Origin of the sequence: Nocardia carnea NBRC 14403, from assembly GCF_000308515.1 — a bacterium.
Lineage (GTDB): Bacteria > Actinomycetota > Actinomycetes > Mycobacteriales > Mycobacteriaceae > Nocardia > Nocardia carnea.
Genome location: NZ_BAFV01000029.1, coordinates 217,505 through 225,255, shown reverse-complemented (window position 1 = coordinate 225,255; position 7,751 = coordinate 217,505). Strand labels below are relative to the sequence as shown.

Here is a 7,751-nt window from a genome sequence, read left to right as displayed (position 1 = left end):
GTAGATCAGGAAGGCCGAGACCACCAGCGCGGCCGCCGCGGCCATCAGGGTGGAATAGCGGATGATCATCACCGCACCGCCCGCCTGGGCGGCGCGCAGCCCCGGGTCGGCCACCACCGCCCGGCCCGCGACGGTATCGGTCAGGGCGGTACGCAGCCGTTCGATATCGGTGCCGGATTCGGCGATGATCTGGATGGAATCGAGCTGCCCGGTGCGGCCGGTGAGTTTCTGCGCGGTCGCCAAGGTGGTGGCGATCAGGTACCCGCCGTTGAGTTGCCCGGCGCCGTCGGTGTCGAGTATTCCCGCAACGGTCGCGGTGCCGGAGCCGAGCGGAAACGTTTCGCCCTCCCGGTATCCCATGGCGGCGCCGGTCAGCACGCCGTTGGGCACGGTCAGCAGTTTCGTGGCATCCGAGCCCAGCGATCCGGTGAGCGAACTGCCCAGTTCGGCGATCCGGGCATCCGCGCCCACCAGCAGTGCCCGGTCCGCGTCGGCACCGGTCTGCGCACGCAGCATCGGCACCGCCGTCCGCACTCCCGGGGTCGCCGATACCGCGCCCAGCAGGTCCTGGCCGAACCCGGCATCGGTGATACCGCTGATCTCGAGCTGGGCATCGCCACCGAGACCGGCGACGAGTTTGTCCACCGAACCGGTGACCGAACCGGAGATACTGAACACCGCGACCAGCAGCGCCGCCGATACGGCCATGACGATCAGCGACATGAGGGAGCGGCCCCGGTGGATCAGCAGATCACCGATATTGAACAGCCGGAACCGGTCCCAGCCGGCGGCGATCACCGCACTCCCCGCTCGCCGTGCCCGGCCCCGCGGCGCACAGCCCTGTTTCGCCTGACGTCCACTCTCACAACCCCGGTCCTGTCCCCCGGCCCATACATCCCCGACGCCGTCCATCCTGGTGCATCCCGGCCCCGGACGCCATACCTCGAACCGGGTTCGGTGTCTCCTCCGGATGCCGCTACCGGGGTGTCCGTGGCTTCCGCGCTGTCAACCCGGCGGCCCCGGCCACGAGAGTCACCCGTATTCCGGTCGCGGCCTGCAACAACCCGAGCTACGGCCTAGTCGCGGTGATCGACCTCGGCACCCAAGGCTGTACCGCCTCGGTGGCTTTCGTGGTCTCAGCAGTAGAGCCGGGCCGTTATTCGTGTTCCGGGCGGGCGAACATCTCGAGGTGACCGCAGCGCACGCACCGGTAGGTGTCGACCGCGCGCCGTGGTCGGCCGATACGTTTGGCGCCGCCCAGAATTCCCCGTTCCAGGGCGCCCGCAACCCAGCGCACATGCCCATCGGCTCCGTGCCCGCGATCCTCCAGGAAACCTGGTTCCAGTTCCGTTCCGGCGCAGTAGGTGCACCGCAGTTCGTTCATACGATCATGATCGCCGATCGGTGCGCGCTCGGCCCGGTGTCGCTGCGCCGGCGGGCTCCGGCTATCCGGCCGATTCCGCCGTCCCGGCGCTCACACCCCGAGGGCGCGTGCGAGATGGGGCCAGGAATCGTGCAGGTCGTATTCGAACTGTCCCCAGGTGTGCGCGCCGGCCGGGCGGTCGACGTGTACGGCGCCGACCCCGAGTTGGGCCAGCCGATCGGCGAAGGCCGATGTGCAAGCACTGGCGACGGCTTCGACAGGCGGGAAACCCCAGCCGCGGTCGATGGTGCCCGGGATGCCCGAAGCCGCGGACAGGTACACCGATTTACCCGCGAGCCTTCCGGCATGCCGGAAGGCATCGTGCGCCTGCCACCCGGGGCCACCGGGCGGACCCCACATATTGCCGGGGTTACCACCGCCGCGAAGCACCTGCGCACCTACCATCGCGACCCCGGCCGCATCCGCCGACCAGGGACAGCCGCTGTAGGAAGCGACCGCCTCGTAGCGGCCGGGCGCTTGGATCGCCAGGTCCACTGCCGAGCCGCCGCTCATGGATACGCCGGCGATCGCATTGCGGCCGGTGGTGGCGAACCGGGCGTCCACCACCGTGGGCAGTTCCGCGGTGAGATAGGTCTGCCAGCGGGCGCGCCCGAGCGCCGGATCATCGGTCTGCCAATCGGTGTACATGGTGTACGCACCACCGATCGGCATCACCACGTTCACCTTCTGGTCGGCGAAGAACTGCCGGACATCGGTATCGTCCCACCAGGAGATGCCGTCGGTCCCACCACCGATACCGGTGAGCAGGTAGATCGTCGGAGCGGGCCCGCCACCGGCCGCCGGAATGACCCGGTTGGTGATCACCGTGTTCATCGCCGGGGAGAACACCTCCAGTTGCACGGCCCGCCCGCCGAGCGGCCGCTCCGCATCCACCCGTGGGCCGGGTGCGGCCGCCGCCGGGGACGGGATGAACAGTGATACGGCGGCAACGAGCGCCGCACTCGAGACCGCGAACAGATATTTCCACCGCACCTTTCTCTTGTACCCGTTCTCGCGGCGCAGCAACGTCTCGCGGTGTTCCCGGTTACCTTGCGCGGGAACCGAGTCCGGTACGAACGGCTGTTGCCGGGGCGCCCATGGAACTCCCGGCACCGCCGCGCCGCCGGAGTCCGGCAGGCCCCGATGCGCGGGCGCCGGGCCGGCATCGGCGGGTCCGCGCGCACGGGCCGGGAGCCACCCGGTAGAAAAGACATAGAGGCAGTCAGCCGTGCTCGCGAGCGAACCGCACCTGTTCGCGGACGCGGCGCGACCGGCCGGAAACCAAAACTGTCGAACGAAAGAGCAGGTTCATGGCGTCCTCCACAGCGCGTGCCCAGATCGGGGTCACCGGCCTGGCGGTGATGGGCAGCAATATCGCCCGTAACTTCGCCAAGCACGGCTACACCGTGGCCCTGCACAATCGCAGCGTCGCCAAGACCGATGCGCTGCTGGCCGCGCACGGTGGCGACGGTGAGTTCATCCGTACCGAAACTGTCGCCGAGTTCGTCGCGGCGCTGGAGAAACCGCGCCGCGTGCTCATCATGGTGAAGGCCGGGGACGCCACCGATGCGGTGATCGAAGAGCTCGCCGCGGCCATGGAGCCCGGCGATATCATCATCGACGGCGGTAACGCCCTCTACACAGACACCATCCGCCGGGAGGCGGCGCTGCGCGAGCGCGGCCTGAACTTCGTCGGCGCCGGTATCTCCGGTGGTGAGGAAGGCGCCCTCAACGGGCCCTCCATCATGCCCGGCGGTCCGGTCGAATCCTACGAGTCGCTGGGTCCGCTGCTGGAGTCGATCGCCGCGCAGGTCGACGGCACGCCGTGCTGCACCCATATCGGTCCCGACGGTTCCGGGCATTTCGTGAAGATGGTGCACAACGGTATCGAGTACGCGGATATGCAGCTGATCGGCGAGGCCTATCATCTGTTCCGCGCCGCCTTGGACCTGGATCCGAAGCAGATCGCCGATATCTTCACCCAATGGAACTCCGGTGACCTGGAGAGCTACCTGGTGGAGATCACCGCCGAGGTCCTCGGGCAGGTGGACGCGAAAACCGGTAAACCGCTGGTCGATGTGATCGTCGATGCCGCGGAGCAGAAGGGTACCGGGCGCTGGACAGTGAAATCGGCGCTCGATCTCGGTATCCCGGTGACCGGTATCGCCGAGGCGGTGTTCGCCCGGGCGCTGTCGGGGTCGCGGGCCCAGCGCGCCGCCGCCAAGGATCTGGCCGCGGGCGAACTCGCCGCCAAACCGACCGATATCGCGCAGTTCACCGAGGATATCCGGCAGGCCCTGTACGCCTCCAAGGTTGTCGCCTACGCCCAGGGCTTCGATCAGATCGCGGCGGGTAGCGCAGAGTACGGCTGGGATCTGAAGCCCGGCGATATGGCCACGATCTGGCGTGGCGGCTGCATCATCCGGGCCCGCTTCCTGAACCGCATCAAGGAGGCCTACGAAACCGATCCGGCGCTGCCGAGCTTGATCCTGGATCCCTATTTCCGCAGTGCGATCGAAACCGCGATCGACAGCTGGCGCCGTGTGGTCGCCACCGCGACCCTGCTGGGTATCCCGGTACCGGCGTTCGCGTCCTCGCTGTCGTACTACGACGCCCTGCGCGCGCAGCGGCTGCCGGCCGCGCTCACCCAGGCCCAGCGTGATTTCTTCGGCGCGCATACCTATGAGCGGGTCGATGCCGAGGGTAAGTACCACACGCTGTGGAGCGAGGACCGGTCCGAAGTCCGGACCAGCTGAGCATCCGGTGCCGGGCGGATCGGCCCGCCCGGCACCGTCCGCCTCTTGACTCCGGTCAGATGACCAGTTGCAATGGGGCGTGTGAGATACGACACGATCATCCGCGGTGGCCGCTGGTTCGACGGCACCGGGGCACCCTCGGCGATTCGACACCTGGGTTTACGCGGCGACCGGGTCGTGGCCGTATCCGAGACCCCGCTCGACGAAACCGGTTGCCCGGATGTGGTGGACGCCCGAGGGAAATGGGTGCTGCCCGGGATGATCGATATTCACACCCACTACGACATCGAAGTGCTGAAGACACCGGCACTGTCGGAATCGGTACGGCACGGCATCACCACGGTGCTGCTCGGTTCCTGTTCACTGTCGACCGTCCATATCGATCCCACCGGGGCCGGCGATATCTTCGGCCGGGTGGAGGCCATCCCCCGCCGCCACGTCATCGACACCCTCGACGACACCAAAACCTGGCACTCGGCAGGCGAATACATCACCGCACTCGAACAGCTGCCGCTGGGCCCGAATATCGCGGCGATGCTGGGCCATTCCGATATCCGCACCGCCCGGATGGGCTTGGACCGGGCCACCCGTCACGAGGTGCGGCCCACCCGCGCAGAGCTCGCGGATATGGAAGCGTCACTGTGCGAGGCGCTCGATGCCGGGTTCGTCGGGATGTCGGCGCAGCAACTGTTGTTCGACAAGGTCGACGGCGAGACCTGCCGCTCCCGCACCCTCCCGTCGACCTACGCGAAGGCCCGTGAACGCCGGCGGCTCAACGCGATCCTGCGCCGGCGCGGACGCATCCTGCAGGGTGGTCCGGATATCACCTCGCCGCGCAGTCTGGGGGCGATGATATTCAGCAGTCTGGGGATCGGGCGCAAACGGTTGAAAACCACACTGCTGTCGGCCGCCGATATCAAGGCCAACCCGTTCGCTGTCGTGCTGATCGGCACGCTGGCCCGCCTGGTCAACGGGCTCGGCGCGGACTTCCGCTGGCAGCATCTGCCGGTGCCGTTCGAGGTGTACGCCGACGGAATCGATCTGGTGATCTTCGAGGAATTCGGTTCCGGTGCCGCGGCGCTGCATCTGGCCGACCGGGTCGAACGTGACGCGCTGCTGGCCGACGAGAGTTACCGTCGCCGGTTCCGCAAGGACTACGACGCAAAGTTCGGGCTGCGGGTGTGGCATCGCGATTTCTTCGACGCCGAGATCGTCGGCTGCGCCGACGAAACCGTTATCGGGAAGACCTTCGGTCAGGTGGGTGCCGACCGGGGTGGTGTACATCCGGTGGACGCCTTCCTCGACCTGGTACTCGAGTACGGGACGAAGCTGCGCTGGCGCACCACCATTTCCAATCACCGCCCGGAGATCCTGGACCGGTTCGCCGCCCACCCCGGAATCCAGCTGGGGTTCTCCGATGCCGGTGCCCATCTGCGGAATATGGCCTTCTACAACTTCGGGTTGCGTTTCCTGCGCCGGATGTACCAGGCCGAGCAAGCCGGGCGGCCGGTGATCCCGCTGGAGCGCGCGGTGCACCGCCTCACCGGTGAACTCGCCGACTGGTACGACATCGACGCCGGACATCTGCGCGTGGGTGATCGCGCCGATGTGGTGATCGTGGATCCGTCCGGGCTCGACGATTCCCTCGACGCCTACGCCGAGAGCCCGGTCGCCCAGTACGGGAATCTGTCCCGGATGGTCAACCGCAACGATGCGGCTGTGACGGCGGTGTACGTCGGCGGCCGTTTCGTTTTCGGCAACGGATCCGCCGATCCGGTGCTGGGCGCCGAGCGCACGGGTCGGTTCCTGCGAGCGGGCAGCGCTGACCCCGGGGCGGCCGTCGCGGCACCCCGGCGGGTTCAGCGCCGGTTCTCGGGGACGGCGAAGGATTCCAGGCCGAAACTGCGGAGGGTCCGGATCAGCTTCTCGTAGTGGATCCGGTTGTATGCCAGTGGCTGGAGCAGCACGCGGTCGGGCAGGTTCCGCCAGGCCCATTGCAGCAGCCGGGCGTAGAGTGCGAATTCCTGGTCGTGGCGCGGTTTCAGTTCGAAACCGGTCAGCTCCTGCACCCGCGGATGCATCACCTTGGACGAGCACACCTGGATCACATGGCCCGCGACCGGTCGCACCACCAGCCACATCGGGGTGAGTGCCCGCCGGGCCGGCGAGGGAAGACCCAGGGTGGGCAGCGGAAGGTGGGTGAGTCCGGCGAATTTCTCCACCAGGAACGGGTTCGCGCGGAGTTCCTCGGCCGCCATCGTGTCGTAGTATTCGCGGGCTTCCGCAAGGTCGGCGGGCAATTTGCCTGCGGCGCTGGGTAGTTCGAGATCGGCGAAAGCCTCGCGGAGCAGCTGGTAGGCCGCTTCCTCCTCTTCCGGCCGCAGTGCGGTACCGGTGCAGTGCGTGAAGGTGTTCAGTACGACGAAGATGCCGCTCACCGCGATCCACTTCCAGGTGAACGGGCTCAGCGCACTGTATTTCACGTCGCCGAAATCCTTGGTCCCGGTGCCGCGGACATCGCGATGCCGCACTTTGAGCCAGTCGGCCTCGGCGCGGCGGTCGTCGGAATCGCCCCACAGCGCGATCATCGCCGAGGCCCCGCTGCGAACCCCGCGGTCAGCGAAATTGGCGGCGAACCGGCCGGTGCGGTCCACCGAGGCAGCCACCGGCACCAAGGCGACCTGGTCGAAGGCCGCTCCGGCGAAGACACCGGTCAGGACGCTACCGGAATGCTTGCGGAATTCCCGCAGGACCTCGGGCCGGATCCGGGGGTCGGTGGACTTTTCGGCGGTGCGCACCGTTGCGTTGTTCGCCATTTCGTCACCTCGAGAGGAGTGGAAAATGATAGTTCAACCACCTTCAGGCTATCATCGAGGTCGTGCGCGCACCAGCAGACCGAGGCCCAGACGATCATCCCGCCGCGTGGCGGGCCGGTAGGCCGGCGCGAATGGAGACCGCTGCGCCGTGGACCGAACTGCAGCAGTTGGATACCAGATCACGCGGTATCGTCGACGCCGCCCGGGACTGTTTCGCCGCCGACGGATTCGACGACACCACCATGGTCCGGATCGCCGAAACCGCCGGTGTCGGCGTCGCCACGGTATACCGGCGGTTCGGCACCAAATCGGCCATCCTGCGCTACGCGCTGATGGCCGAATCGCAACGGGTCTCGACGATTGTGGCCGATGCGATGCACCGGTCGTCCGGCCCGGTGGGTGCACTGGCGGATATGTTCGCCGCGTTCGTCAGCGAGGCCACCGCGCCCCTGCTGCTCACCCGCAGTCTGCGGTCCTCGGGCGGCGCCGAACAGCTCACCGATTTCCTGACCGGCGACGATGCGGTCACCCAGGGGCGCGACCTGGTGGCGCGTTTCCTGACCTATTGGCAGCAGCGTGGGGACCTCGGCACTTTCGATCCGGAAGTGGTGGCCGAGCTGTTCGTCCGGCTCACCATGTCATTCATCGCGAACCCGCGCGGGGTGCTTCCGCTCGGCGATACCGAGGCCGCGCGGGAATTCGCCCGCTGCTACCTCGCGCCGCTGATGTACCCGCACTCCGGCGGCGACTGAGCCG

The 7,751-nt window shown here is 67.6% G+C and carries 7 protein-coding genes; 3 read left to right on the top strand and 4 right to left on the bottom strand.

The features are described 5' to 3' along the window. The 3 genes from ON22_RS11530 to ON22_RS11520 form a co-directional block, all read right to left on the bottom strand. Positions 1-798 (bottom strand): ABC transporter permease (locus ON22_RS11530; protein ID WP_043740018.1); only part of this gene is annotated, 798 nt, incomplete at its 3' end. A gap of 358 nt (positions 799-1,156) precedes the next feature. Beyond that, positions 1,157-1,384: a hypothetical protein gene (locus ON22_RS11525; protein ID WP_033246181.1), complete on the bottom strand. Its 228-nt coding sequence runs from the start codon at positions 1,382-1,384 to the stop codon at positions 1,157-1,159. Positions 1,385-1,474: 90 nt separating this feature from the next. Continuing rightward, the gene (locus tag ON22_RS11520) at positions 1,475-2,401 is read right to left on the bottom strand and encodes an alpha/beta hydrolase (protein WP_033246278.1); all 927 of its coding nucleotides are present in this window, start codon (positions 2,399-2,401) and stop codon (positions 1,475-1,477) included. 332 nt (positions 2,402-2,733) lie between these two features. Here ON22_RS11520 and gnd point away from each other — a divergent pair, with 332 nt between their 5' ends. Further along, positions 2,734-4,179, top strand: a complete 1,446-nt coding sequence (gnd, locus tag ON22_RS11515) for an NADP-dependent phosphogluconate dehydrogenase (RefSeq protein ID WP_033246182.1) — start codon at positions 2,734-2,736, stop codon at positions 4,177-4,179. Between the two features lie 81 nt (positions 4,180-4,260). Continuing rightward, positions 4,261-6,111, top strand: a complete 1,851-nt coding sequence (locus tag ON22_RS11510; RefSeq protein WP_081595504.1) for an N-acyl-D-amino-acid deacylase family protein — start codon at positions 4,261-4,263, stop codon at positions 6,109-6,111. On the opposite strand, the gene ON22_RS11505 is transcribed toward ON22_RS11510, so the two are convergent. After that, positions 6,039-6,995 (bottom strand): oxygenase MpaB family protein, encoded by a 957-nt coding sequence (locus ON22_RS11505; protein ID WP_033246183.1) that lies wholly within the window; start codon positions 6,993-6,995, stop codon positions 6,039-6,041. The genes ON22_RS11510 and ON22_RS11505 overlap by 73 nt on opposite strands. A gap of 62 nt (positions 6,996-7,057) precedes the next feature. Here ON22_RS11505 and ON22_RS11500 point away from each other — a divergent pair, with 62 nt between their 5' ends. Continuing rightward, the gene (locus ON22_RS11500) at positions 7,058-7,747 is read left to right on the top strand and encodes a TetR/AcrR family transcriptional regulator (protein WP_255218526.1); all 690 of its coding nucleotides are present in this window, start codon (positions 7,058-7,060) and stop codon (positions 7,745-7,747) included. Positions 7,748-7,751: the final 4 nt, after the last annotated feature.

Bases quoted from the DNA above. Each gene is read 5' to 3' on its own strand.
- ON22_RS11525 (WP_033246181.1), bottom strand. From the start codon at position 1,384: ATGAACGAACTGCGGTGCACCTACTGCGCCGGAACGGAACTGGAACCA.
- ON22_RS11505 (WP_033246183.1), bottom strand. From the start codon at position 6,995: ATGGCGAACAACGCAACGGTGCGCACCGCCGAAAAGTCCACCGACCCC.
- gnd (WP_033246182.1), top strand. From the start codon at position 2,734: ATGGCGTCCTCCACAGCGCGTGCCCAGATCGGGGTCACCGGCCTGGCG.